The sequence below is a fragment of the Pseudomonas tensinigenes genome, assembly GCF_014268445.2.
Classification (GTDB): Bacteria; Pseudomonadota; Gammaproteobacteria; order Pseudomonadales; family Pseudomonadaceae; genus Aquipseudomonas; species Aquipseudomonas tensinigenes.
Map to the genome: position 1 here is coordinate 3502448 of NZ_CP077089.1, position 24117 is coordinate 3526564.

Genomic DNA, 24117 nt, shown 5'->3' on the forward strand with positions numbered 1-24117 from the left:
AGGTATGACAAGTTCCGACGAGATCATCTGCGTAAAGAATGTTTTCAAAGTCTTCGGTACGCAGCCAGCACTTGCCATGAAAATGGTTAAAGAAGGCGCATCAAAAGCAGAAGTATTCAAAAAGACCGGTCAGGCGATTGGTGTTTTTGATGCCAACTTCTCTGTTCGCCGCGGTGAGATTTTCGTGATCATGGGTATGTCCGGTTCGGGCAAATCGACCATGGTCCGATTGTTCAACCGGCTGATCGAACCGACCTCCGGCCAGATCTTTCTCAATGGCAAGGAAATCACCGGTCTGGGCGACAAGGACTTGTTGCAGGTTCGCCGCAAAGACATGGGCATGGTCTTCCAGTCGTTTGCTTTGATGCCGCACATGAGTGTCATCGACAACGTTAGCTTCGGTCTGGAAATCAGCGGTGTCAGCGAGAAAGAACGCTACTGCCGCGCGATGGGCGCACTGGAGCAGGTCGGACTTTCGGGGCAGGAACTGAGCTTTCCTCACCAACTCTCCGGCGGCATGCAGCAACGTGTCGGCCTGGCCCGCGCGCTGGCCAATGATCCCGCCATTCTGCTGATGGACGAAGCGTTCTCGGCACTCGATCCGATGATTCGCAGCGAGATGCAGGGCGAACTGATCAAGCTCCAGGCCGAGCAGGATCGCACGATCATTTTTATCTCCCACGATATTGAAGAAGCGGTTCGCATCGGTCACCGCATTGCGATCATGGAAGGCGGGCGCGTGGTGCAAATCGGCACGCCGCGTGAACTTCTGTGCAACCCGGTGAATAAATATGTGCGTGATTTCTTTAATGGTTTCGACACCAGTCGCATTCTGAAAGCGGGTGATATCGCGCAACAGGATTGCAATGTCGCTTATATACCGGGCGGGCAAATACCGATTAAAGCGGAAGCGTCTCTTCGCGACATCTTTCATCTGGTTGCCGCCTCGGCAACTCCCATGCCGGTGGTGGATGAAGTTGGCCTTTATAAAGGTTCGATTTCGCAAGGCCATCTTCTGAGCTGTCTGTGTAATAGCTGAACTGCGAATAATCAGAATTGATTTACCGCTTCTGAGGGCGAGGTAGCACCATGTCAGACTTCAACTTTCTAGATCCTTTCCAAAGTTTAAATATTCCTTTGGGATCCTGGGTGGAAACCGCCCTTAAATATCTGGTGCATAACTTCAGGGAAGTGTTTCGCTCGATCCGTTGGCCGGTCGATCAAGTGCTGGACGGTGTGCAGTGGGGACTGCTGTCGGTTCCGCCGACGGTGTTCATCATCATTGCCGGACTGATCAGTTGGCAGATTGGCGGCAAGCGCATCGCCATTTTCAGCGTCGCAACCCTCACCGGGCTTGGACTGATCGGTGTGTGGAGCGATGCGATGGTCACGCTGGCCCTGGTACTGACATCGCTGTTGTTCTGCGCAGTGATCGGCATACCGCTGGGCATCCTGTGTGCGCGCAGTGATCGCACGGAAATGATCATCCGTCCGGTACTGGATACCATGCAAACACTGCCGGCGTTCGTCTACCTGGTGCCGGTGGTGATGCTCTTTGGTATCGGCAACGTCCCCGGTGTGATCGTCACCATCATCTTTTCCGTCGCGCCACTGGTGCGGCTGACCAACCTTGGTATTCGTCAGGTCCCGGCGGACAAGGTCGAAGCCGCTCGAGCGTTTGGCTGCACGGCTACGCAAATGCTGATGAAGGTGCAGTTGCCGTTGGCGGCGCCGACGATGATGGCCGGCCTCAACCAGACACTGATGCTGTCGCTGTCGATGGTGGTCGTCGCCTCGATGATTTCGGTGGGCGGTCTGGGCTTGATGGTGTTGAGCGGCATCGGCCGCCTCGACATGGGCCTGGCCAGCGTCGGCGGCGCCGGCCTGGTGCTGCTCGCGGTATTCCTTGACCGACTGACCCAGGCAATGGGTGAGCGCAGCAGCGATCTGGCCTCCGGTCAGCGCTGGTATGAAAGCGGCCCGGTGGGGCTGGTCATGAAACTGAAGAAAAAGAAGAACGTTGCACGTCCAGTTACGAATTGAGTTGGCCTGCTCACCCCATTAAAAATTCCAAGCGTGGTGAAACATGAAACTGACAAATCTCAAGAAAAGCGTGGTTGCGAGCCTGGTAGCTTCAGTGTTTGGCACCTTGTTGTGCTCGGCGGCCGACGCGGCCGACGCCAACAAACCCGGTGCCGGTGTTTCGATTACGCCGATCTTCCCGACCATCGCCGAAGAGCGCTTCCGTGGTGAAGTGGTGATCGCCGGTCTGAAAGAGCTGGGCTACGACGTCAAACAGCCGAAAGAAGTCGACTACCCGGCGATGTTCCTCGCGCTGTCTTACGGCGATGCGGACTTCACCGTGCATGAATGGGAACACCTGCACCAAGCGTTTTATGAGAAGGCCGGCGGCGATGACGTGATGGTCAAGGTCGGGCAAATCATGAAGGGCGTGCTGCAGGGCTACATGATCGACAAGAAGACGGCCGAGGCTTATCAGATCAAGGATCTGTCGGACTTGAAGAAACCCGAAATCGCCAAACTCTTTGACAGCAACGGTGACGGCAAGGCTGACCTGACAGGCTGCAACCCGGGTTGGGGCTGCGAGATCATGGTCGAACACCACATGAAAGCCTATGGCTTGGGCCCAACCGTGGTCGACAACCGCGGTTCGTACTTCGCGTTGATGGCAGACACCATTGCGCGTTTCCAGCAAGGCAAACCCGTGCTGTTCTTCACCTGGGTTCCGCAGTGGATCGCCAGTGTTCTGGTAGAAGGGCGTGACGTGGTCTGGTTGCCGGTGCCTTTCACTTCGCTGCCGGATGGCAAGGAAAGCAAGGACACCTTCCATGACGGCAAGAACCTCGGTTTCCCGGTGGACACGATCAATGCCGTCATGAGCAAAGAGTTCGCCGAGAAGAACCCGGTGGCGCGCAAATTCCTCTCTGAAGTCAGCATCCCGACAGCCGCTGAAAGTGCGCAAAACCTGCGCATGCAGAACGGTGAAAAGTCGCTCGCTGACATCAAGCGTCATGCCGCGGAATGGATCAAGGCCAACCAGCAAGCCTATGACGGTTGGTTGAGTGACGCCCGGGCGGCAGCGAAGTAATCGGTTCGACCACGGTTTGGCGGCGGGCGGTGCCAGTCGCCACACCCCAAAGTTGTCGTTTCAGTGAAGGTGAGCGGGTGACGCAAGATGGAAACGTTCCAGAGTCCGTTGAAACAACAGAACATCGGCTTTCGCCCATCCACCGTGATGTCGGGCCATGAACGTGTGGTGCGGGTGGCGTTTATCCTGCTCGATCATTTTTCGTTGACGACCCTTTCAACGGCGATGGATGCCCTGGCCACTGGAAACCTGATCAATGGCGAAACGATTTACCAGGTGTCGACCTACTCACTGCAGGGCGGGCTGGTTGAAAGTGATATCGGCGTGTCGCTGGCCTCGCAAAGACTGGTGGCGGAAGGCTTCAGTCATGATGCAGTGATTGTCGTCGGAGGCCAGCGCGTGCGGCTTGCCGCGCAGCCAGTGCTGCGCCGAGTGCTGAAGAAGTCCTCGGGCAAAGGGATCGTTGCCGGTTGCTGGAATGCCGCGTTTTATCTCGCCGATGCCGGTTTGCTCGAGACTGGAGACTTTGCTTGTCACAGCGACAGCTGCGGACTGCTCTATGAATATTTCCCGCAGTTGAAGGTATCGACTCGCGAGTTTATTTGCACACAGCGCCGGGCCACTTGCGCCAACGCTCATTCAGCGCTGGATATGACCTTGGCGATCATGCAGGAACTGGGTGCGCACAACGATGCGCCATTGGTTGATGAAATAAAAAGGGTTCACCAGTCTGGACATCTTCAACCGAAGACTGCCGACAGTCTGCGCTGTTCAGCGATTCCCAAGCCTTTGAACATCGCGCTCGACTTGATGGAAAAAAACATTGAGGAACCGTTGGAAATTGACGCAATCGCCAGCCAGGTTGGCGTGTCTCGCCGGCAACTGGAAAGACGGTTTGCCCGCTATCTCAATGCTGCACCGAATCGCTACTACCTGGAACTGCGTTTGACTCGGGCCCGGCAATTGATTGTGCAAAGTGATCGTTCGTTGACGGATGTGGCACTGGCCACCGGGTTTGTCAGCTATCCGCACTTCTATAAACGCTTCAAGGATCTGTTTGGCTTACCGCCCATGACCTTCAGGGATTACTACTACGCCAACGACTATGCCAGTAGCGGACGTTATGCCGTGGCGGCCAGTTTTTAAAACAAACAGTCAGTCGTCACTGTTTGCGCAAGTGCCAGTTTTGCAAGTTTCCGGATCAACGCCACTGCGTGCGTTTGCTTTGTGCCGCGTGCGTTTTGCAACTTCAACGATTAACGGTTCAACACTATGAAAGTCAGTTCATTACCCGCCGATGATGATAGTTGTGGCTGGTTTCATTTGAGCAAGCCACGCAGTCCCGAGCCGGCTCACCGCGGGCACCGTTCAGCCCGCTGGGTGATCATCGGTGCCGGCTTCACGGGGCTGGCGTGTGCGCGGCAACTGGCGTTGAATTTTCCCGACGACGAAGTGGTGCTTATCGAAGCGCAGGAAGTCGGACTGGGGCCATCGGGACGTAACGCCGGTTTTGCTATAGATCTTCCCCATGACATTGGTGCTGAGGATTACATCGGTGACATCGCACTGGCACGCACCAGTTTGAAACTCAATCTGGCCGGCCAATCGATCCTTCGCGAGCTGGTCAATCAATACCGCATCGAATGCCAGATGAAAGCCTGCGGCAAATATCAGGCAGCGGTAGAGAACCGCGGTATCGCCGTACTCGATGCCTATCGCCGGGGCCTGGAAAAACTCGATCAGCCCTTTCAAATGATTGATGCCGACGAATTGCCCGAACACTTGGGCACACGGTTTTACCGCCAGGCATTGTTCACCCCGGGTGCGGTGCTACTGCAGCCGTCCGGACTGGTGAAGGGCCTCGCCGACCATCTGCCATCGAACGTCACGCTGTATGAGCGCACACCGATTCTGGAAGTGGAATACGGCGCCAAAACGCTGCTCAAACACGCCCACGGCAGCATCACTGCCGACAAGCTGATTCTGGCGAACAACTCGTTCGGTATGCGCTTCGGTTTCCTGCAAGGGCGCATGTTGCCGATCTACACCTACGCGAGCATCACCCGGCCGCTGACCGAAGAAGAACAGGCACGGCTGGGCGGCAAACCGTTCTGGGGCGCCATTCCGGCGGATCCGTTCGGCACCACGGTGCGCCGAACCCCGGATAACCGCCTGCTGATCCGCAACAGTTTCACCTTCAACCCGGATGGCCGCAGCAACAGCAAATACAACGAGCGTTTCGTGCGTCGGCACAAGGCTTCATTCGATCAGCGGTTCCCGATGTTGCCGGGCGTGACGTTCGACTACACGTGGGGCGGCGCCTTGGCCATGTCGCGCAACCACAACGGTTTCTTCGGTGAACTGGCGCCCAATGTTTATGGCGCGCTGGGATGCAACGGTCTGGGTGTCACGCGCGGAACCGTCACCGGCAAGTTGCTCGCTGACTGGCTGGCGGGGCAGCGTGACCCACTGATTGACTTCCTGTTGCAGGCGCCAGGCCCCAACAGCAACCCGCCAGAACCGTTCCTTTCGCTTGGGGTGAACATGAACCTCAAGTGGGGGCAGTACCGCGCCGGGAGAGAAAGTTGAGTCTCCTTTGACTAGTCGCTGAAGCCTCGTCGTTCTGCTGCCGTCCTGAAGGCTTGCGCCGCCAATAACCACGATCAGCCCGACATGTCGTCGGGCGCACGGATTGAACATTGAACCACTGGAGAAAACGCTATGAACTTTGACGGAATTTTTACCCCTGCCATTACCCCGTTGTCCGCTGATGGCCAGATCGACTATTCGGCGTTCTCCGACGTGCTCGAATACCTGATCGAGTCCAAGGTTCACGGCATCGTTATTGGCGGCTCCACCGGCGAGTATTACGCGCACACCGCCGAGGAACGCGTGGCCGTCGCCGAGCGCGCCAAAGACGTGATCCGCGGACGTTTGCCTCTGGTCATCGGCACTGGCGGCATTCTTACCGAAGACTCGGTGTACTTCGCCGAAAAAGCCAAGTCACTCGAAGCGGACGCCATTTTGGTCGGTTCGCCACCGTATGCCTTGCCGACGCAAAAGGAAATTGCCGCCCATGTGCTCGCCGTGGACAAGGCGGCCGGGCTGCCGATCATGCTTTACAACTATCCGTCGCGGATGGGCGTGGCGATGGGCGACGAGTTTTTCGAAGCGATTGCCGGCTGCAAGAACATCGCAGCCATCAAGGAAAGCTCGGGGGAGATGAGCCGCCTGCACCGTCTGGCACATGCCCATCCGTCGATCCAGTTGTCCTGTGGCTGGGATGATCAGGCGCTGGAGTTTTTCGCCTGGGGCGCGCGCAGCTGGGTTTGCGCCGGCTCGAACTTCATCCCGCGCGAACACATCGCGCTCTACGAAGCCTGTGTCCTCGAGAAAAATTTCGATAAGGGCCGGCGGATCATGTCGGCGATGTTGCCGTTGATGGATTTCCTCGAGAGCGGCAAGTTCGTGCAGTCGATCAAACATGGCAGCGAACTCAGTGGGCTGCGTGCCGGCGGGGTCCGTGCGCCACTGCAAGCGCTGGAGCCTGCCGAGAAGCAAGCGCTGGAAAGCGTGATCAAAACCCTGCAGAAAAACGTCGCGCGTATCGTCGAGGAGGCTTGAAATGGCAGATCTGCTGAGTAAAGAGCAATACCTCGAACTGGCTGCGAAACTCGAATTTCGCAATCAAGCCTTCATCAACGGCCAGTTTTGCGCCTCGCGTTCAGGCAAGACATTCACCACGACCAACCCGGCCACTGAACAGGTACTGACCGAGATTGCCGCGTGCAATGCCGATGATGTCGACGCGGCCGTAGCGGCGGCCAAGGAAGCCTTTGACGACGCACGCTGGCATTCACTGGCGCCGTCCGCTCGCAAGTCCGTGTTGCTGCGCTTTGCCCAATTGCTGGAAGACAACGCCCATGAACTGGCGGTGCTGGAAAGCCTGGACAGTGGCAAGCCGATTCGTGAATGCCAGAACATCGACGTGCCGGAAACGATTCATACGTTGCGCTGGCACGCCGAGCTGATCGACAAGATCTACGACGCTACGGCCCCCGTCGGCTCGGGTGCGGTCACCATGGTGGTGCGCGAACCTATCGGCGTTGTCGGCCTAGTGTTGCCGTGGAACTTCCCGCTGCTGATGCTCGCCTGGAAAATCGGTCCGTCGCTGGCCGCAGGCTGTTCGATCGTGGTCAAACCGGCCAAGGAAACCACCTTGAGCACCTTGCGCGTCGCCGAACTGGCGTATCAGGCGGGGATTCCTGCCGGCGTGTTCAACGTCGTGCCCGGGGGAGGGAAAGAAGCGGGCGAGCCGCTGGGCCGTCACCCGGATGTGGCGATGGTCAGCTTCACCGGATCAACCGATACCGGGCGGCTGTTTCTCAAATATTCCAGCGAGTCGAACCTGAAACGCATCGTGCTGGAATGTGGCGGCAAGAACCCCGCCGTGGTGATGAATGATGTCGAAGACATCGACCTCGTCGCTCAGCACGTGGTGAACGGCGCGTTCTGGAATATGGGTGAAAACTGCTCGGCCTCTTCGCGCCTGATCGTCCACGCCGACGTCAAGGATGAACTGCTGCAGCGTGTGCAGGTTCATTTGGGTGACTGGAAAATGGGTGATCCACTGGATCCTGAAAACCGCCTGGGTTCGATGATCAGCAAAGCGCATTTCGACAAGGTGCGCTCCTACCTTGACGTGGCCCGCGACGAAAACCTGCATGTGCTGGTGGGCGGCAAAACCCGCCAGGATATTTTCGTCGAACCGACTATCGTTGACGGCGTAAGTCGCGATAGCCGTTTGTTCCAGGAAGAGATTTTTGGCCCGGTACTGAGCGTCACCACGTTCCAGACCGTTGACGAAGCCATTGAGCTGGCCAACGACACAGCCTACGGCCTGGCGGCATCGGCTTACACCGGCAACCTGCGCCATGCCCTGAAACTCTCGCGCGGCATCCGTGCCGGGATTGTCACGGTGAATTGCTTCGGTGAAGGCGACGCTTCTACGCCATTCGGCGGCTACAAGGAATCGGGGTTTGGCGGGCGCGACAAGTCGATCTGGGCGCACGATCAATACACTGAAATCAAAACCATCTGGATTGATGCTTCCTGATAGCGCCTTGACGCAAGAAACCGCATCGCCCCGACCACTGAATTGAGTGGCGGGGCGATTGCCACGTACCGTAACCCCCATCCATGAGCTGGACTGGTTAGTGGCCACGTCAGCAGAAAGCTTTCAGTCATCCGCTTTTCGTCAGACATTTTGAACCTAACCCGAAATCAGTCGCTCAACCGGGAAATGTTCGGGGTGGGCGAAATGAACGCGTTCAAGAATCAACTGACATTCGCACAAGAAACCAGATTACTCGCGTTGGCTGCCTGGCAACGTGCACTGGAAAACCTTGAACTGCGAAGGGACTGTCCAGACGCCTATCACGACGAACTGCTGCGCCAGTCGGATGAAATGGACCGCTTGGGCATGCTCAGCTGGGACGAGTGGCGCGACCTGCGCAGAGAAGCAGACGTTGCGTACCTGCGCGCAGTCGCTGGAGACGATTACCACTGAGGTCATGTACGTTGGTTATCCGCATCCGCTGAAAATATCGAATCAACAAAACAGGAGATTTCCATGCCCGAGCCGTTGACCTCATCAGCCGCACCCGCTCGCTCCTGGTTCGCCCGATTCTCAGGATCCGGGTGGGGCGGGCGCGTCTTCTGGTCAATCCTGATCGGGGTGACAATCTTCCTGCTGATTAGCGGGTATGGCGCCTTCGTCGGGGCCAACAAACAGAATCTGTACTTCGCCTTTATCGGTGGCATGACCGGCTTCGCTGCCACCGCAATGGGCGCTGTCGTAGCGATTGCGTTGCGAGACATCGCCGCCCGAACCCAAGACATCATGCTCGGCTTTGCCGCCGGGATGATGCTGGCCGCCAGTTCGTTTTCGCTGATTCTGCCGGGCATAGAAGCGGCTCAGGCGCTTTGCGGTAACCCGTTGCTCGCAGCTTGCGTCGTCGTTGCAGGATTGGGATTGGGCGTTGCGCTGATGGTCGGCCTTGATCGTTTCGTCCCTCACGAACACGAGAAAAGCGGCCGCCGGGGGCCGGACGCGCAGCGCATCAATCGTGTCTGGTTGTTCGTGCTGGCAATCACACTGCATAACCTGCCGGAAGGCATGGCGATTGGCGTGAGCTTTGCCAACGGCGATATGAAGGTGGGACTGCCGCTGACGACTGCCATCGCCATTCAGGACATTCCCGAAGGTCTGGCAGTCGCCCTGGCATTACGCGTAACCGGTATCTCCGCACTGCGCGCAGCACTGATTGCGGTGGGTTCTGGGTTGATGGAACCGATTGGCGCCATTGTCGGACTGGGTATTTCCAGCAGCTTTGCGTTGGGATATCCCATTGCGCTCGGTCTAGCAGCCGGTGCGATGATTTTTGTGGTGTCCCACGAGGTCATTCCCGAAACCCATCGTAACGGGCATGAGACCCCGGCGACCTTGGGACTGATGCTCGGCTTCGGAGTGATGATGTTCCTCGATACTGCTTTGGGTTAATCGCGAACCTGACCAATGGCGAGAACCCCTCACGCGCTGGCTTTAACCTCAGCCTTGACCACTGATTTACGATAAGTCAGCAGAACGATGCCCGTGACCACGATCACCCCGCCGAGAATCTGTCCTTTACTGAGCATCTGGTCCAGCACAATCCAGCCCATCAGCAGCGTTGCCAATGGCTCGATGTTCATGACCGGCGCGTTGCGCGGCATGTCGAGGCGAGGCACCGAAATGAACAGGACGATAAAACCTGTGCCGTACAGCACCACCAGAGTGGCGAGGGCCAGCCATCCGGTCGAGGTCGCGGGCAGGTTCAATCCGCCGGGAAGGGCGCCCGTCAGCCCTGCCAGGTTGACGCTGCTGAACACGATGAAAATGGTCAGCAGACTGCGTACCGAGCCACGTACCTGAGACAACTTGTGGTCGGTGATCCACAGCGCGCAGGCGAACACGCTGGCGGCGCAGAATGCGAGCGCGACACCGGTCAGCCATTGCGCACTGACGTCTGTCGTGGTCGAGAGGCGCCCGGGGACATCCAGCACAAACACCAGACCCAATAGAATCAAACCCATCAATATCGCGGTGCGTGCGCTCGGTCGCGGGCCACCCAGCGCCCAGGTGAGCAATGCCAGCAGAATGGGGAATACATTCGCCACCAGCAGGGCCAGCGCCACCGGCACCCGCGCGACAGCGGAATACAGACACAGACTCTGCGCAGTGATCAGCAACCCCAGCAACAGTTGCCAGCGCCAGGCACCCGCCGGCAAGCGCAGGCTTTGTCTCTGCCACAGCACCAGGATGGCGAGCACCAGCAAAGTCCCGCCGGAACGCATCAAGATCGCCAGCAGCACACCCGCACCATCATCAAAGGCGACTCGCGCCGCCACATGATTGCCGGCAAACGCACAGCCCATGCACAACAGAATGATCACGGCGAGAGAGCGAGGGAAGGGTGGCGGTACGGTTTGCGCAGCGGTAGGGCGAGGCATGGCAGATCTCAGGATTGTTAGCCGTTCGAACGACTTGGTTTTTATTCGTTGTCGTACAACTAGCCCGTTTTATCGCATTCGGCGACGTCGGGCAATAGACCTGAAAGCTCACAGCTACGCATATGCTTGACGTTACGGTGGATTTCCCACGCCTTTGATTAGGCACAGAGATCGTATGACCTAATAAAAAAGGGGCGAGTCCGCCCCTCCCATAGGTCTGCATTTGTTCAGGCATGAAATGGATAATCGATGTACCCACGCTGATCCCCGCCGAAAAAGCTGCTCGGATCCGGCGTGTTGAGCGTCAGACCATCGTGCAGCCGACGCGGCAAGTCCGGGTTGGCCAGGAACGGGCGGCCAAACGCGATGATGTCGGCACGATCGGCAATCAGCGCCTGTTCGGCAGATTGCGCATCGTAGCCGCCCGCCAGAATCAGCACGCCGTTCCAGGTTTTGCGCAACTGGGCAATGATCACGTCCCAGCGCGGGTCGAAGTTCTCGTCTTTGACTGTGCCGACCATCGCCGGCTCGACCAGGTGCAGGTAGGCCAGATTCCATTGGTTGAGCGCTTCGACGAGGTGGCCGAAGGTGGCCTCCGGGGTGTCATCGCCCATGCCCATGAAGCGCCCCATCGGCGTCAGGCGTACGCCGACCCGTTCGGCACCGACTTCTTCAGCGACGGCCGCAACCACTTCCAGCAGAAACCGCGCGCGATTTTCCACGCTGCCGCCATAGGCATCGTCACGCTGGTTGCTGTTGCTGTTTAGAAACTGGTCGAGCAGGTAACCGTTGCCGGCATGGATTTCCACTCCGTCCATGCCGGCCTGCAATGCGTTGCGCGCGGCCACGCGGTAGTCCTCGACGATGCCGGCGATTTCCGCGGTTTCCAGCGCGCGCGGCACCGGCACATCACCCCAGACACCGTTACCGTTTTCGTCGACGATAAACGTCTTGCCCGGCACCGGCAGCGCGCTGGGCGCAACGGGCAGGCCGGCATCAGGTTGAAAGCTGGGGTGGGACACCCGACCGACGTGCCACAGCTGCATGAAGATCAGGCCGCCGGCTTCATGCACCGCGGCGCTGACGTCACGCCACGCCTCAACTTGCTCAGGACTGTAGATGCCCGGCGTCCAGGCGTAACCCTGAGCCTGCCGGGAGATTTGCGTGGCTTCGGTGATGATCAGCGCGGCACTGGCCCGTTGGCGGTAGTACTCGGCGTTCATCGGCGTCGGCACATCGCCCGGTTGGCCGGCACGTGAGCGCGTCAACGGCGCCATCGCCACGCGATGGGCGAGGGTGTAAGGACCGAGTGCAAGGGGTTGGAACAGACGACGGGTCATGGGTAGCTCCAGATTTCAATAATGGGAATTCAAGCGCGGCAGCGGCGCCGCGAACCAGTGCCCCTAACTTAACCGCGCTCAGCGGGGCTGATAATCGGTGACCGGCGCTACGCTGTTTTGCGCGCAACGCAACGGCGCCCGTGCTTATCAGCGATGAACACGGGCGTGGTTCAGGCGGGTTGGTTTGAGCGCGTCAGCGGCAGGTTCAGCCAGCGCCGGCCCGTAGCGTTGGCGACGGCGTTGCCAAGAGCGGCGGCCATTGGCCCTTGAACGATTTCAGCGGCACCGAGGAAAGGTTGTCCCGGCTGGTCGAGCAAATGCACATCGACTTTTTTCGGCAGTTGTGTGAAACGCAGAATCGGATAACCGCTCCAGTCGTAACTGCGAATGCCCCCGGCGTCGTAGGCGACTTTTTCGTACAGGGTCCAGCTCGCGGATTGCACGATGCCGCCCTCGACCTGATTGCGCAGGCCGTCGGGGCTGACGATCTGGCCGACATCCACCGCCGTCACCACGTGATCGATGCGGATCTCGCCGGTCTGCGGATGCACGCGAAGTTTCACCGCGATGGCGCAGTAACCCATGATGTTTTTGTAGCGGGCAAAGGCGAAACCGATACCGGCGCCGGGCTCGTTGCTTTTTTGCGGCCAACCGATCTCATCACGCACACGCTCTACCACCGCGCGAGCACGCGGGTCGCTGAGATGGTCCAGACGCAAGGCGACCGCGTCGATGCCGGCCCGGATCGCCAGCTCGTCGATACTCGCCTCGATGGCGAAGATGTTGATGTGCGCACCCAGCGAACGCATGGCCGAGGTACGAAAGGGCATTTCGGTGATGAAGGTCATGTTGATGCGCGTTGAGTTCAACTCGTACAGCGGCACCGCGTTGCGATCACCATCGCCTTCGGGCTGGGCGATCGGCACGGAGGGCGCCGAGGCGAAGGGCCGCGCGAGCAAGCGTGTCGGCAACAGGCGCCCGGCGTTGACGATGCGTTCGTTGTGCGGCGTGGTCCATAGTTCGTAGGCCCAGTCCTGCAGGCGGCCCTGGCTGAGGCCGGCGTCGACCTCGGTGACCATCGCCGAGCTATACGGCTCCCAAAGATTTTCCTGTTCGCGCATCCACTGCACGCGCACCGGCATACCGGGCACGCGCAGCGCGATCAATGCCGCATCGGCGGCGGCATCATCGGCGCCGTTATGCCCGTAGCACCCTGAGCCTTCGGTATGAATACAGCGCACCCGCTCAGGTGGCAGGCCGAGCATTTCGGCAATGCCGGCGCGCAGCGGGTAAACACCTTGGGTGTGAGTCCAGACGGTGAGATTGCCGTCCTTGAACCAGGCCACCGCGCAAGACGGGCCGATCGAGCCGTGCATCAAATACTGCTTGGTGACCCGCGCCTGAAAACGCGTGTCAGCCGCGCCGCTCGGCGTGCCGTCGTGGCGGATCGGATAGCGCCGTGAGGGCAGGCGTTTGAGCAGGCCATGAATCTCGGCCGCCTCGGGAATCGCTTCGCCCTCGCTCCATTGCGTCACCTCGCTGGCACGGCGCATGGCTTTGATCGCTTGCCACTCGTCACGGGCGAGCACCGCCAGGTAGTTGCCGTCGCGGATCACCTTGACCACGCCATCCAACGCCTCGATGGACGCCGCATCGAATGCCTGCAACGTGCAGCCCGGACGGGGCGGGCGGATCACCCGCGCATGCAGCATCCCCGGCAGGCGCATGTCCTGGACGAATGCTGCGCCACCGCTGACCTTCGCCGGGATGTCGAGGCGCGGCAACGAATGGCCGATCAGTTTGAAATAAGCGGCGGCCATCGCCGGTGACTCAGCCTTGGCATATTGATGCACATCGACATGTTTGACCGCGTCGGCGTAACTCATCCGCTGACCAGCCGGGCCTTCGATCACACCGTCGCGGGTGCTCAGCAACGCTGCATCAACCTGCCAACTGCGCGCGGCGGCTTCAACGAGCATTTCGCGCACCTGCGCGGCGGCGTTATACAACGCGGTACCGCTGTCGAAAATGCTGTGGCTGCCGGCGGTGTAGCCTTCGTTGGGCGTCAGCGCGGTGTCGGCGGTGAGCAGGTCGATGGAAGTAGCCGGCACCTGCAAACGCTCGGCGGCGATTTGCAGCAGCGCGGTTTTCACTCCGGTGCCCAGTTCGACCTTGCCGGTGTAGACGGTAATGCCGTCGGCGCCGATGCGGATCCAGGCGTCGAGAAACGGATTGGTGCGCAGGCTTCCGGGCAGGTCAGGCGCGAGGACCACGGTGCCGAGCGTATCGACTTCCGTATCCGCCAACACACGCCGCGCGACCGGCAGCAGGGTGAATGCCATCAGCAACGCACCACCGCGCAGAAAGGCGCGTCGGCTCGGCTGCAAACCATTCGACTCACTCATGTCAGGCTCCCATTGTCCCCGGCCACCTGTTTGATCGCCTCGATGATCCGCAAGTGCGTACCGCAGCGGCACAGGTTGCCGGCCATGTGCTCGCGAATGGTCGCCTCATCCGGGTGGCGATTACGCTCAAGCAACGCCTGCGCGCGCATCAGCATCCCGGCAATGCAGTAGCCGCATTGCGCAGCCTGTTTCTCGATGAACGCAGCTTGCAGAGCGCCGGGTTTTTCCGCGCTGCCGAGGCTTTCCACGGTGCGGATTTTTTTGCCTTCGAGACCGGCGCAGGGCGTCAGGCAGGCGAACACCGGTCGATCATCGACGATCACCGTGCAGGAGCCGCATTGACCGAGACCGCAACCGTATTTGGCGCCGTTGAGGTTCAAGTGATTGCGCAGCGCATACAACAGCGGCATGTCCGGCTCCAGCTCAAGCGGTTGTGCGGCTCCGTTGACGTTGAGGGTGATCTGGCTCATTTCGTCTCCTGACGTAATGCTTCAATAGTGGAAGAGAGGTCGGCCCACGGCTGATCGGGGCTGGCTTGCTGACGCAGATACGCGGCCAGTGCGCCGAGTTGCGCGTTGTCGAGGCTGGCGGCGAACGCCGGCATCAGCGGGCCGGGTGATCCGGGGGTGGCGGGCAGCCCTTCAAGCACGGTTTTGAGGAAGTTGCGCGAGCTGGCCGCTTGTAGCGCCGAGGTGTTTTGCAGGCCCGGGCGACCATCGATGGTGCGCATTGGCGCCGCCGGGCCATGGCAGCCGGCGCAGGCGCTGCTGAAGAGCAGGGCGCCGGTCGAGTGGTCTGCCGTTTCACTGGCAGGCGTCTTTGGCGGCGGTTGCGTCAGTGGGTGCGGGTTTTCCAGGCTGAGCAAATACTCGGCAATCGCCTCGGCTTCACTGGCGGGCAAGCGGGCCAGACTCAAGCTGACCGGACGCATCGGCCCGGCGGGTGTGCCGTGTCCATCGACGATCTCGGCGCGCAGATAGCCGACAAGTTGCGCGCGACTCCACGGGTTGGCGCGCTGGCCCATACCGACCAACGCGGACGCTTGCCAGCCATCGACGCTGCCGCCCTGCAAATATTCCGAGGATTTTTCCGCGCCGATCAGGTTCAGCGGCGAATGGCAGCCAGCGCAATGGCCCGGACCGTCGACCAGATAACGCCCTCGATTCCATGCCTCGGTACGTCCCGCCAGCGGCGTCAGTGGCTCACCGTGCAGGAACAGCAGGTTCCAGAACGCCACCAGCGGGCGAATGTTCATCGGGAAATTCATCCGGTTCTGCGCGGCCGGCGCGTGTACGGCAGGGCCGCTCATCAAGTAGGCATAAGCGTCGGCGATGTCTGCTGCGCTCATGCGCCGGTAGTGCACGTAGGGGAACGCCGGATAGAGCAAGTGACCATCGCGAGCAATGCCCTGACGCATCGCCCGCTCGAAGGCCGGCAGCGACCATTGGCCGATACCGGTCTCTACGTCCGGGGTGATGTTGGTGCTGTACAGCGTGCCGAACGGTGTCACCAGCGGCAGCCCGCCGGCCAGATATTCACCGCCGGGACGGGTATGGCAGACCGCGCAATCGCCAGCCTCGACCACCCGCGCCCCGCGTTGCAACTGCGCAGTATCGAACAGCGTTGGGCGCTCGATCGGTGTAATTGCCGGGCGCCACATCAGCCAAATGGCGCCGATCAGGCCGAGCACGGCGACGACGGCGACGCTGATCCAAAGCGTTCTGGACTTCAGAAAAGAGCTGTTCATGGGACGGAGAAAAACGCGGCAGGCGATGACAGGACGGATGGGCTGCGGGTCATGGAAACGCTCCTTGTGATAGCCGGGGAAGGGCGCCGATGGGGACGACAGCGCCAGAGGCCAAAGCGTAGAGAAACCACCAGCGCCGGAGAATCAGCGGCTCACGCAACAGCGCGTTGCGCGAGAAGCAACGCCTGCGCCGTTGCGCCGGACGCATCACTGCGTTGCCCGCCGTGTGGATTCTGTGCATCGCCACAGGGCCGTAGCCTTGGCAGCACTTTCCTGAACTCAATGAGGTGTCATCATGCTCACGGGCAATCCGGCCGTTGCGGCGAATGCCGAACAGTCAACTTCACTTTCCGGCCTGATGGTCGCGTTCCTGGCATTCTGCTGTGGCGCGGTTGTGGCCAATCTTTATTACGCACAGCCGATCGTCGAGCTGATTGCACCGCAGATCGGTCTGTCCAGCGCCAATGCCAGCCTGATCGTTTCGCTGACGCAGTTTGGTTACGCGCTGGGCCTGTTGCTGCTGGTGCCACTGGCCGACCTGATGGAAAACCGCCGGCTGGTGGTCGGTTTCACCCTGGCGGCGAGCGTCACGCTGTTGTGCGCCGGCCTGACCCATTCGCCGTCAATGTTCCTGGTGTTGTCTTTGCTCATCGGCCTGACGTCGGTGGCCGTGCAGATCCTGGTGCCGCTGGCGGCGCACCTGGCGCCCGAGGCCAGCCGTGGCCGCGTTGTCGGCAATATCATGAGCGGTCTGCTGCTAGGCATTCTGTTATCGCGGCCACTGTCGAGCCTGCTGGTTGAAGTGTTCGGCTGGCGAGGGGTGTTTTACAGCGCATCAGCCCTGATGGCCGTCATCGCTCTGATTACCGCTGTAGCACTGCCGCGTCGGCTGCCGACACATAAAGCCACCTATGCGGCGCTGATCGGTTCGGTGTTTGCCTTGGCCCGGCGCTATCCGCTGTTGCGTCAGCGCTCGCTGTATCAAGGGCTGCTGTTTGCCAGTTTCAGCCTGTTCTGGACCCTCGCACCCATTGAACTGATGCGTCACCACGGCTTTACTCAGACGCAAGTCGCGATCTTTGCACTGGTCGGTGCGGTGGGTGCCATTGCCGCACCGATTGCCGGACGTCTGGCCGATGCCGGGCATGGTCGTCGCGGCACGCTGGTCGCATTGTTGCTGGCGCCGGTTTCGCTGTTGATCGCCGCACTCCCAGGCAGCGGCTATGTCTGGCTGGTGGTGTGCGCGGTGCTGCTGGATTTCGCCGTGCAATTGAACATGGTGCTCGGTCAGCGTGAGGTGTACGCCCTCGATCCCCACAGCCGTGCGCGCCTGAATGCGGTGTACATGACCAGCATTTTCGTCGGCGGCGCCGTGGGTTCGCTGGTCGCCAGTCCGCTGTACGAGCACTTCGGCTGGTACCTGTCCGCCGTCGCGGTGGCGCTGCTGCCAGCGCTGGCGCTCGGGTTGTTCCTGAGCCGCAAGGCCGATGTCTGAACAGCCAACAGGTGCGGGCGAGCACGGCGGCACAAGACGAAGGGCGAACAGTGATGCACAATCATCCGCGTTCCCTCTCGACCGGACCCCGCTTATGGACAAGTTGCTGGCACTGAAGATGTTTGTGGAAACCGTGCGCTGCGGGGGCTATTCCTCGGCAGCGCGCAAACTCGGGATATCCACGTCGTCAGTGACACGGCAAGTGGCCGGGCTGGAACACGAGTTGGGCGCGAGCCTGCTCAATCGCACCACGCGCAACACCAGCGTGACCGTTGCCGGCCAGACTTATTTCGAAAAAGCCGTGGCGATTCTCGACGCGATCGACGAAGCCGATGCTGTCGTCGCCGATCGTGGCGCCGAAGCGCAAGGCCGTCTGCGCATCAGCGTGCCGGTGGAGTTCGGCCGACGCCTGATCGCGCCGCACCTGAGCCGTTTGCTTGAACGGCATCCGGGCCTGGAGATCAGTCTGTCGCTGAGCGATCAGGTCAGCGACCTGCTCAGCGAGCAGATCGACGTTTCGGTACGGCTGGGATCGTCGGTGGTCAGTGACGATATCGTCAGCAAACGCGTGGGGCAGTTTGAACGCTGGGTGGTGGCCAGTCCGGCGTATCTGGCGCGTAGCGCGGCGCTTGGTCATCCACGGGATTTGCTGGAGCATCAGTGCCTGCGTTTCGATTACGGCGGCACCCACCAGCACTGGACCTTTCAGAATGAAGACGCGCCCATTCAGCTCAACGTCCACGGGCGCCTGCAAAGCAACAACGCCGACATTCTGCGCGAAGCCGCCATCGGCGGCGGCGGGGTGACGCTGTTGGCTGACTGGCTGGTCCGCGACGACGTCGCAGCCGGCCGGCTGACCCGCTTGCTTGAACAGTACGAGGTAAATCCCGGCAGTGCCAGCACCTGCATCAACGCGTTGTATTTACCCAATCACCGTGGCTCCAGCCGGATCAATGTGTTTATCGATTTCCTGATGGAAATTCTCGGCCCGGCGCCCGCGACCACGCCCGCAGCGTAATCCCTGCGGCTCAACGGCGCCCGGTTCGCGTACTCACGTCCACCCAAACCGCCAACACCAGAATGCTGCCCTTGACGATCATCTGCCAGTAACTGTCGACGTCGAGCATGGACATGCCGTTGTCCAGGCTGGTGATGACCAGCGCGCCGAGGAGGGCGCCGTACACCGTGCCGGAACCGCCGCGCATGGAGGTGCCGCCGATAAAGCACGCGGCGATGGCGTCGAGTTCGCCCATGCTGCCGGCCGAAGGCGAACCGGCGGCGAGGCGCGCGGTATTGACCACACCGGCGAGGGCGCACATCACGCCCATGATCCCGAAGATCCACAGCTTCACCGCCTGCACATTGATCCCGGACAGGCGCGTCGCTTCCATGTTGCTTCCGACGGCATAAACGCGCCGGCCGAACACAGTCTGACTGGTCACGTAGCTGAACACGCCGAGCAGAATCAGCAGCAACAAGACCGGCACGGGAATGCCGTCGTAACTGTTCAGCGTCTGCACGAAGCCGGCGAGCACGGCGCCGATCACCAACACGCGGATGACATCACGCACCAACGAATGCGCCGCGAGGCCGTGAAGAGCGCGATTACGCCGTTGTTTCCAAGTCAGAAACACTGTCAGCGCAAACAGCAAAACGCCGAGGCCAGTGCCGATCGCGTGGGGCAGGTAACCCTGGCCGATGTAGACCAGCTCCGGCGATACCGGCGCGATGGTCGTGCCGCCGGTAATCCCCAGCAGAATCCCGCGAAAAGCCAGCATGCCGCCCAGACCGACAATGAATGATGGGATGCGCAGGTAAGCCGTCATGTAGCCGTTGGCGAGGCCGATCATCAGGCCGCATAAGGCGACCAGACTCAGGTTCGCCAGCAGCGGAATGTGGTAGACCACATCGAGAATCGCCGCGAGGCCACCGAGCAGGCCGAGCAATGAACCGACCGATAAATCGATCTCGCCGCTGATGATCACCAGCACCATGCCGCAGGCAAGAATCCCGGTAATCGACATCTGCCGCAGCAGATTGGACAGGTTGCGCGGGGTCAGAAAACCGCCCTCGGTCTGCCAGCTGAAGAACAGCCAGATCAGCACCACGGCAAACACCAGCGCGAGCATTTTGTAGCGAGTGAACAGTTGTTTGACCTGATTCATTTACGCGGATTTCCGATCATTATTGTTATGGCTGCCAGGCTGGCTGAGTGCGGCGGCGAGCACTTGTTCCTGCGTCAATTCATGGTTGACGAAGTCGCCGCGTAACTGACCTTCGCCGATCACCAGCACGCGGTCGGAAACGCCGAGCACTTCGGCCAGTTCCGACGAGACCATGATGATCGACACACCTGCTGCGGCCAGCGCACCCATCAACTTGTAGATTTCGTATTTGGCGCCGACGTCCACGCCTCGGGTCGGCTCATCGAGAATCAGCACCCGGGGTTTGGCCAGCAGCATCTTCGCCAGCACGGCTTTTTGTTGATTGCCGCCCGACAGGCTGGTGATCGGCAGAAGAGGGCTGGCGGTCTTGAGGTGCAGGCGCGAGATTTCCCGATCGATGGAGCCCAGTTCAGCTTCGGCATCGATGCGGGTCAGTTTCGAGTAGTTGTCCAGCACGGCGAGGGTGATGTTCTGGCCGACGCCCAGGTCTGGAATGATGCCTTGGCGCTTGCGGTCTTCCGGCACCAGGCACAAGCCGGCGCGGATGGATTTGAGCGGCGTGCGGGTGTCGATGGCTTGCCCGTCGAGCCACACTTCGCCTTCGTAGCGGCCGGGGTAAGCGCCAAACAGCGCGGTCACCAGTTCGGTACGGCCAGCACCGACCAGCCCGGCAATGCCAAGGATTTCCCCGCGCTTGAGGACGAAGGAAATATCGTCGACCCGTTTGCGCTTGGGATTGTCGACGTCGTAGCAGGTGATGTGCCGGGCCTCGAAAATCACTTCGCCGACGTCGTGCGGCTCGGTGGGATAGAGGTTGCTCATCTCCCGCCCGACCATCTGCGTGATGATCTGCGCAATGTCCATGTCGGCCATGGCGGTGGTGGCGATGTGTTTGCCGTCGCGGATCACCGAAATGGTGTCGCACACGGCGGCCACTTCATCGAGTTTGTGCGAGATGTAGACGCAGGCCACGCCTTTGGCTTTGAGGTCGCGGATGATGTCCAGCAACACCTCGATTTCCGAACGGCTCAAGGCCGAGGAGGGCTCGTCGAGGATCAGCAGCCGGGCTTTCTTGTTCAGGGCTTTGGCGATTTCCACCAGTTGCTGATAGCCGCCGCCGTACTGCGAAACCGGCAGCGAAACGTTCATGTCGGGGACTTTCAATTCGCGCATCAGGGCTTCGGCGCGGTGGATCATCGCCGGATAATTCATGCGTCCGCCGGGCAGCGTCAATTCATGGCCCATGAAAATGTTTTCGGCCACCGACAGGTCAGGCACCAGCGTCAGTTCCTGGTGAATGATGACGATGCCGGCGGCTTCCGTTTCGCTGATCGACTGCGCCCTGAGCGGTTGCCCGTCCCAGAGGATTTCACCGTCCCAGGTGCCGTGGGGGTAGACCGCCGAAAGGATTTTCATCAGCGTGGATTTGCCGGCGCCATTCTCGCCGCACAGGCCAACGCACTCGCCGGGTCTGACCTTGATGTCGATGCCGTTGAGCGCTTTGACACCGCCGAAGGTTTTGACGATGCCGTTCATTTGCAGCAGATAGTCGGACATGGACAGGGCTCGTATATCAAAGACTCACACACCACTGAACCTGTGTGGGAGCGAGCCTGCTCGCGAAAGCGTCAGTTCAGACAATGCTTCGTTGACTGACACAGCGCATTCGCGAGCAAGCTCGCTCCCACAAGGGTTTTCGTATCACCGGAGATTTGTGATGTGATCACTTCCCGGCAATTTGCGCCTTGGTGTAGAAGCCGTCCTGTTCGAGCAGGTCGATGTTGTCCTTGGTCAGCGGGGTTGGCGTGAGCAGGATGGTGTCGACCTTTTTGCTGCCGTTGTCGTACTGCGAGCTGAAGGCGGGTTTTTCGTTGCGCGCCAGTTGTACCGAGAGCTTGGCGGCTTCGCTGGCGATGAGTTTCAGCGGTTTGTACACGGTCATGGTTTGCGTGCCAGCGATCACGCGTTTGACCGCGGCAAGGTCAGCGTCCTGCCCGGAAATCGGCACTTTTCCGGCCAGTTGCTGTGCCGCCAGTGCCTGAATCGCTCCGCCTGCCGTGGCGTCGTTGGAGGCGACGATGCCGTCGATTTTGTTGTCGTTACGGGTCAGGGCGTTTTCAACAATGCTCAGCGCTTCGGTCGGGTTCCATTCCTTCACCCACTGTTGGCCGACGATCTTGATATCGCCCTTGTCGATGGCCGGTTGCAGCACTTTCATCTGGCCTTCGCGGAGGATTTTGGCGTTGTTGTCGGTGGGCGCACCACCGAGCAAAAAGTAATTACCCTTGGGCGCCGCTTTCAGCACACCGCTGGCCTGCATTTCGCCGACTTTTTCGTTATCGAAGGAAATGTAGGCGTCGACATCGGCGTTGAGGATCAGCCGATCGTAGGAGACGACTTTGATCCCGGCTTTCTTCGCTTCGGCCACCGCGTTGGTCAGCACCGTGGCGTTGAACGGGACGATGACGATGACATCGACGCCCCGGGAGATGAGGTTTTCGATCTGGGAAATCTGCTTCTGTTCGTTGGCATCGGCCGACTGCACGAAGACCTTGGCGTCCATTTTTTCGGCCGCCGCGACGAAGTAGTCACGGTCACGCGACCAGCGTTCCAGGCGCAGGTCATCAATGGAGAAACCGATTTTCGGGTGGGCAGCATCAGCCATCACCGGCAGTGACAGCAGCGCCAGGGCAGTGGCCAATAGCGTGCGTTTTACGTTCTTCATAGTGGGGCGTCCTTTTATTGTTGTTGGAAAGACACGGCCTGACGATGAGTATCGGGCTGGTAAAACTGTAGAGAATCCGCAGACGCCGCAGGCACAGATTTGTCGTAGAAATGTCACCGCGTGGATGCGCCCGCAGACTCCCAGTGTGATCAGCGATAGATAAAGCGGTTGACGATGTTCTCGAGCATTTCTTGGCGGCCGCTGACGGCTTGCGGGTTCAACTCGTTGGTGAAGGCGTGCTCGGCCAACGATTCAAGGTTGAAGTCGCCGGCCATCACCGCTTGCCCGAACGGCTGCTGCCAGCCGGCGTAGCGTTGATCCTTGAGCCGTTGCAGTTCGTCGTTCTGCACCATGGCCGCTGCGCGCTCCAGCGACAGGGCAAGAACATCCATCGCGCCGACGTGGCCATGGAACAGATCAATCTGATCAAGGCTTTGCCGGCGCACCTTGGAATCGAAGTTGAAGCCGCCATTCTTGAAGCCGCCGGCCTTGAGAATTTCATAGGTGGCCAGGGTCATTTCTTCGACGCTGTTGGGGAACTGATCGGTGTCCCAGCCGTTTTGCGGATCGCCACGGTTGGCGTCGATGCTGCCGAAAATCCCCAGCGAGACGGCCGTGGCAATCTCGTGATGGAAGCTGTGCCCAGCCAGCGTCGCGTGGTTGGCCTCGATGTTGACTTTGATTTCGTGTTCCAGCCCGAACTGCTGGAGAAAGCCGAATACGGTGGCGCTGTCGTAATCGTATTGGTGCTTGGTCGGCTCCTGCGGTTTCGGTTCGATAAGCAGGTCACCGGTAAAACCGATCTTGTGCTTGTGCTCGACCACCATGCGCATGAAGCGGCCGAGCTGTTCGCGCTCACGTTTCAAGTCCGTGTTGAGCAGGGTTTCGTAGCCTTCGCGACCGCCCCATAACACGTAGTTGGCGCCTTTCAGGCGATGGGTCGCGTTCATGGCGCTGAACACCTGGGCAGCGGCGCAGGCGAACACTTCGGGATCGGGATTGCTCGCGGCGCCGGCAGCGAAACGCGGGTTGCTGAAGCAATTGGCGGTGCCCCACAGCAGCTTGATGCCGCTGGCTTCCTGGTGTTGCTCGAGGTGATCAACCATTTGTGCGAAGTGGTTGCGGTACTCCTTCAGAGAGCTGCCTTCGGGGGCGACATCGGTGTCATGGAAGCAGTAATAGTCGATGCCCAGTTTGGAGAAGAATTCGAAAGCGGCGGCGGCTTTGCCGATGGCCATTTCCATCGGGTCGCCGGCGTGTTGCCAAGGGCGCTTGAACGTCCCCGCACCGAACACATCGGAACCCGGCCAGACGAACGTGTGCCAGTAACAGGCGGCCATGCGCAGGTGTTCGCGCATGGGTTTGCCGAGGATGAGTTTGTCGGCGTCGTAGTGACGAAAGGAGAGGGGAGAATCGCTGTCTGGGCCTTCGTAGCGAATCGCATCGACATCGGGGAAATACTGCATGGACCTTGTCCTTGTTGTTCTTGGCGGTGTCTCGATACTAGCAACGGCCCTGTGCCCGCTGATTATGAAAAACATCAACACGGGGTGCGATTTTGCGTATTGAGCTTCTTCGGC

General features: G+C 60.1%; 20 protein-coding genes. 11 read left to right on the top strand and 9 right to left on the bottom strand.

Annotation, left to right across the window (positions count from 1 at the left end; all coding sequences use genetic code 11):
* The first annotated feature begins 4 nt into the window (after positions 1–4).
* The 9 genes from HU718_RS15385 (at position 5) to HU718_RS15425 (ending at position 9671) form a co-directional block, all read left to right on the top strand.
* Positions 5–1039, top strand: a complete 1035-nt coding sequence (locus tag HU718_RS15385; RefSeq protein ID WP_186615133.1) for a quaternary amine ABC transporter ATP-binding protein — start codon at positions 5–7, stop codon at positions 1037–1039.
* A gap of 50 nt (positions 1040–1089) precedes the next feature.
* A complete protein-coding gene (gene proW / locus HU718_RS15390) occupies positions 1090–2043 on the top strand; it encodes a glycine betaine/L-proline ABC transporter permease ProW (RefSeq protein ID WP_186615131.1) in 954 nt (317 codons plus the stop codon).
* 43 nt (positions 2044–2086) lie between these two features.
* On the top strand, positions 2087–3109 hold the full coding sequence (gene proX, locus HU718_RS15395; RefSeq protein WP_186615129.1) for a glycine betaine/L-proline ABC transporter substrate-binding protein ProX: 1023 nt from the start codon (positions 2087–2089) through the stop codon (positions 3107–3109).
* Positions 3110–3196: 87 nt separating this feature from the next.
* A complete protein-coding gene (locus HU718_RS15400) occupies positions 3197–4255 on the top strand; it encodes a GlxA family transcriptional regulator (protein ID WP_186615127.1) in 1059 nt (352 codons plus the stop codon).
* A 126-nt stretch (positions 4256–4381) separates the two neighbouring features.
* Positions 4382–5698 carry an NAD(P)/FAD-dependent oxidoreductase gene (locus HU718_RS15405; protein ID WP_186615125.1) on the top strand — a complete coding sequence of 439 codons (1317 nt, stop codon included), beginning with the start codon at positions 4382–4384 and terminating at the stop codon, positions 5696–5698.
* Between the two features lie 132 nt (positions 5699–5830).
* Positions 5831–6733: a dihydrodipicolinate synthase family protein gene (locus tag HU718_RS15410; RefSeq protein ID WP_186615123.1), complete on the top strand. Its 903-nt coding sequence runs from the start codon at positions 5831–5833 to the stop codon at positions 6731–6733.
* A gap of 1 nt (position 6734) precedes the next feature.
* Complete coding sequence (locus tag HU718_RS15415; RefSeq protein ID WP_186615121.1) at positions 6735–8225, top strand: aldehyde dehydrogenase; 1491 nt, start codon at positions 6735–6737, stop codon at positions 8223–8225.
* Between the two features lie 204 nt (positions 8226–8429).
* A complete protein-coding gene (locus HU718_RS15420; protein ID WP_186615119.1) occupies positions 8430–8678 on the top strand; it encodes a hypothetical protein in 249 nt (82 codons plus the stop codon).
* Between the two features lie 63 nt (positions 8679–8741).
* Positions 8742–9671: a ZIP family metal transporter gene (locus HU718_RS15425; protein WP_186615117.1), complete on the top strand. Its 930-nt coding sequence runs from the start codon at positions 8742–8744 to the stop codon at positions 9669–9671.
* A gap of 29 nt (positions 9672–9700) precedes the next feature.
* Here HU718_RS15425 and HU718_RS15430 read toward each other — a convergent pair whose 3' ends face one another.
* The 5 genes from HU718_RS15430 to HU718_RS15450 form a co-directional block, all read right to left on the bottom strand.
* The gene (locus HU718_RS15430) at positions 9701–10660 is read right to left on the bottom strand and encodes an EamA family transporter (protein WP_186615115.1); all 960 of its coding nucleotides are present in this window, start codon (positions 10658–10660) and stop codon (positions 9701–9703) included.
* Between the two features lie 227 nt (positions 10661–10887).
* On the bottom strand, positions 10888–12000 hold the full coding sequence (locus HU718_RS15435; protein WP_186615113.1) for an alkene reductase: 1113 nt from the start codon (positions 11998–12000) through the stop codon (positions 10888–10890).
* 170 nt (positions 12001–12170) lie between these two features.
* Positions 12171–14405, bottom strand: a complete 2235-nt coding sequence (locus HU718_RS15440; RefSeq protein ID WP_186615112.1) for a xanthine dehydrogenase family protein molybdopterin-binding subunit — start codon at positions 14403–14405, stop codon at positions 12171–12173.
* Positions 14402–14875, bottom strand: a complete 474-nt coding sequence (locus HU718_RS15445; RefSeq protein ID WP_186615111.1) for a (2Fe-2S)-binding protein — start codon at positions 14873–14875, stop codon at positions 14402–14404. Before HU718_RS15445 ends, HU718_RS15440 begins: the two co-directional genes overlap by 4 nt.
* Positions 14872–16137: a c-type cytochrome gene (locus HU718_RS15450; protein ID WP_437180881.1), complete on the bottom strand. Its 1266-nt coding sequence runs from the start codon at positions 16135–16137 to the stop codon at positions 14872–14874. Before HU718_RS15450 ends, HU718_RS15445 begins: the two co-directional genes overlap by 4 nt.
* Positions 16138–16447: 310 nt before the next feature.
* On the opposite strand from HU718_RS15450, the gene HU718_RS15455 reads away from it, so the two are divergent.
* Both HU718_RS15455 and HU718_RS15460 read left to right on the top strand, forming a co-directional pair.
* Complete coding sequence (locus HU718_RS15455; RefSeq protein ID WP_186615109.1) at positions 16448–17647, top strand: MFS transporter; 1200 nt, start codon at positions 16448–16450, stop codon at positions 17645–17647.
* Between the two features lie 94 nt (positions 17648–17741).
* Entirely contained in the window at positions 17742–18665 is a 924-nt protein-coding gene (locus HU718_RS15460) for a LysR family transcriptional regulator (protein WP_150706709.1), read from the top strand.
* 10 nt (positions 18666–18675) lie between these two features.
* On the opposite strand, the gene HU718_RS15465 is transcribed toward HU718_RS15460, so the two are convergent.
* The 4 genes from HU718_RS15465 to xylA form a co-directional block, all read right to left on the bottom strand.
* Positions 18676–19812 (bottom strand): sugar ABC transporter permease, encoded by a 1137-nt coding sequence (locus HU718_RS15465; RefSeq protein ID WP_110718360.1) that lies wholly within the window; start codon positions 19810–19812, stop codon positions 18676–18678.
* Positions 19813–21369 (bottom strand): D-xylose ABC transporter ATP-binding protein, encoded by a 1557-nt coding sequence (gene xylG, locus HU718_RS15470; RefSeq protein WP_186615107.1) that lies wholly within the window; start codon positions 21367–21369, stop codon positions 19813–19815.
* Positions 21370–21535: 166 nt separating this feature from the next.
* Positions 21536–22537, bottom strand: a complete 1002-nt coding sequence (gene xylF / locus HU718_RS15475; RefSeq protein ID WP_102899781.1) for a D-xylose ABC transporter substrate-binding protein — start codon at positions 22535–22537, stop codon at positions 21536–21538.
* A 149-nt stretch (positions 22538–22686) separates the two neighbouring features.
* The gene (xylA, locus tag HU718_RS15480; protein ID WP_186615105.1) at positions 22687–24003 is read right to left on the bottom strand and encodes a xylose isomerase; all 1317 of its coding nucleotides are present in this window, start codon (positions 24001–24003) and stop codon (positions 22687–22689) included.
* Between the last annotated feature and the right edge of the window lie 114 nt (positions 24004–24117).

Coding starts and splice junctions, on each gene's coding strand:
- HU718_RS15465 (WP_110718360.1), bottom strand. CDS start 19,812: ATGAATCAGGTCAAACAACTGTTCACTCGCTACAAAATGCTCGCGCTG.
- xylF (WP_102899781.1), bottom strand. CDS start 22,537: ATGAAGAACGTAAAACGCACGCTATTGGCCACTGCCCTGGCGCTGCTG.
- HU718_RS15435 (WP_186615113.1), bottom strand. CDS start 12,000: ATGACCCGTCGTCTGTTCCAACCCCTTGCACTCGGTCCTTACACCCTC.
- HU718_RS15415 (WP_186615121.1), top strand. CDS start 6,735: ATGGCAGATCTGCTGAGTAAAGAGCAATACCTCGAACTGGCTGCGAAA.
- HU718_RS15405 (WP_186615125.1), top strand. CDS start 4,382: ATGAAAGTCAGTTCATTACCCGCCGATGATGATAGTTGTGGCTGGTTT.
- HU718_RS15440 (WP_186615112.1), bottom strand. CDS start 14,405: ATGAGTGAGTCGAATGGTTTGCAGCCGAGCCGACGCGCCTTTCTGCGC.
- proW (WP_186615131.1), top strand. CDS start 1,090: ATGTCAGACTTCAACTTTCTAGATCCTTTCCAAAGTTTAAATATTCCT.
- HU718_RS15385 (WP_186615133.1), top strand. CDS start 5: ATGACAAGTTCCGACGAGATCATCTGCGTAAAGAATGTTTTCAAAGTC.
- HU718_RS15400 (WP_186615127.1), top strand. CDS start 3,197: ATGGAAACGTTCCAGAGTCCGTTGAAACAACAGAACATCGGCTTTCGC.
- HU718_RS15455 (WP_186615109.1), top strand. CDS start 16,448: ATGCTCACGGGCAATCCGGCCGTTGCGGCGAATGCCGAACAGTCAACT.
- xylA (WP_186615105.1), bottom strand. CDS start 24,003: ATGCAGTATTTCCCCGATGTCGATGCGATTCGCTACGAAGGCCCAGAC.
- proX (WP_186615129.1), top strand. CDS start 2,087: ATGAAACTGACAAATCTCAAGAAAAGCGTGGTTGCGAGCCTGGTAGCT.
- xylG (WP_186615107.1), bottom strand. CDS start 21,369: ATGTCCGACTATCTGCTGCAAATGAACGGCATCGTCAAAACCTTCGGC.
- HU718_RS15445 (WP_186615111.1), bottom strand. CDS start 14,875: ATGAGCCAGATCACCCTCAACGTCAACGGAGCCGCACAACCGCTTGAG.
- HU718_RS15420 (WP_186615119.1), top strand. CDS start 8,430: ATGAACGCGTTCAAGAATCAACTGACATTCGCACAAGAAACCAGATTA.
- HU718_RS15410 (WP_186615123.1), top strand. CDS start 5,831: ATGAACTTTGACGGAATTTTTACCCCTGCCATTACCCCGTTGTCCGCT.
- HU718_RS15430 (WP_186615115.1), bottom strand. CDS start 10,660: ATGCCTCGCCCTACCGCTGCGCAAACCGTACCGCCACCCTTCCCTCGC.
- HU718_RS15425 (WP_186615117.1), top strand. CDS start 8,742: ATGCCCGAGCCGTTGACCTCATCAGCCGCACCCGCTCGCTCCTGGTTC.
- HU718_RS15460 (WP_150706709.1), top strand. CDS start 17,742: ATGGACAAGTTGCTGGCACTGAAGATGTTTGTGGAAACCGTGCGCTGC.